At 46.8% G+C, this 1,294-nt stretch carries 1 protein-coding gene; it reads left to right on the top strand.

The features are described from left to right. A partial coding sequence (locus BZG79_RS15665) for a bifunctional GNAT family N-acetyltransferase/carbon-nitrogen hydrolase family protein (protein ID WP_077774872.1) occupies positions 1-1,294 on the top strand: 1,294 nt, incomplete at both ends.

The raw sequence follows: 1,294 nt of genomic DNA, 5'->3' as shown, positions 1-1,294 counted from the left end.
CTTACAACCGTTTTTCTCTTCCTCATACTTATAGCGATATCATTACTGACGACGGCGTAGTGTTTCATGATGTGAAAGGTGATGCGCTTTACGGGTTAGATGTGTTCGTGCATCCAGACTACCGCGGGCACCGCTTAGGACGTCGTCTCTATGAGGCGCGCAAAGATCTTTGCCAAGCATTAAATCTAAAGGCAATTCTAGCGGGTGGGCGCATTCCTGGTTATCACAAACATACCGATGTGTCAGTGACTGACTACATTAACAAGGTAAGACGTAAAGAGATTCACGATCCTATCCTCTCGTTTCAGCTGTCTAATGACTTTGACGTCAAACGGCTAATGAATCGTTATTTGCCCGAAGATGATAAATCCGCAGGTTACGCAACATTATTGGAGTGGGATAACTTCTTTTATGAGGAAGACGCATCATCGGTGCACGATATTGATAAAACCATTGTGCGCCTCGGGGTTGTGCAATGGCAGATGCGCCACGTGTTATCCGTTGACGATCTGCTCAACCAAGCCGAGTTTTTTGTTTCTTCTTTAGCCAATTATCAATCGGACTTTGCCCTATTCCCGGAGTTTTTCTGTGCACCGTTAATGGGGCTTGCACCAGATAAACGCTCGGTGGAGGCGATACGTTTTCTTAGTGAGTTTACCCAAGCCATTAAACAACGCTTTTCTCAGCTTGCGGTGACTTACAACATCAATATTATCGCAGGGAGTATGCCCGTCCTCGAAGATGGCAAGCTCTACAATGTGTCTTACCTTATGCATCGAGACGGCAGCATTGACGAACAGTACAAAATCCATATCACGCCACATGAGCAACGAGACTGGGTGATCGATGGCGGTGATACAGTAAAAGTTATCGAAACCGACGCAGGCCGCGTTGGCATTCTTACTTGTTATGATGCGGAATTCCCAGAGTTAGGGAGGATCCTTGCCGAGCAAGGGGTACAGATTTTATTTGTTCCTTTCTGGACAGATACCAAAAATGGTTATCTTCGAGTCCGTTTGTGCGCTCAAGCTCGCGCAATTGAAAACGAATGTTATGTTGCTATTGGTGGTAGTGTCGGCAACTTGCCCCGTGTCGATAACGTTGATATTCAATATGCCCAGTCGGCGGTCTTTTCACCGTCTGATGTGTATTTCCCTCACGATGCGACACTCGCAGAGGCGAACGCAAACACGGAGATGATGATCTTCGCGGATGTTGACCTTGATAAGCTCAAAATGCTGCATGAACGAGGCTCAGTCACCAACTTGAAGCACCGCAGACCTAAGCTCTATGC

It is taken from the genome of Salinivibrio sp. MA427 (assembly GCF_001996115.1).
In the GTDB taxonomy this organism is placed as follows: Bacteria; Pseudomonadota; Gammaproteobacteria; order Enterobacterales; family Vibrionaceae; genus Salinivibrio; species Salinivibrio costicola.
Note: the sequence above shows the minus strand (reverse complement) of the source record. Positions and strands in the feature narration are given on the sequence as shown.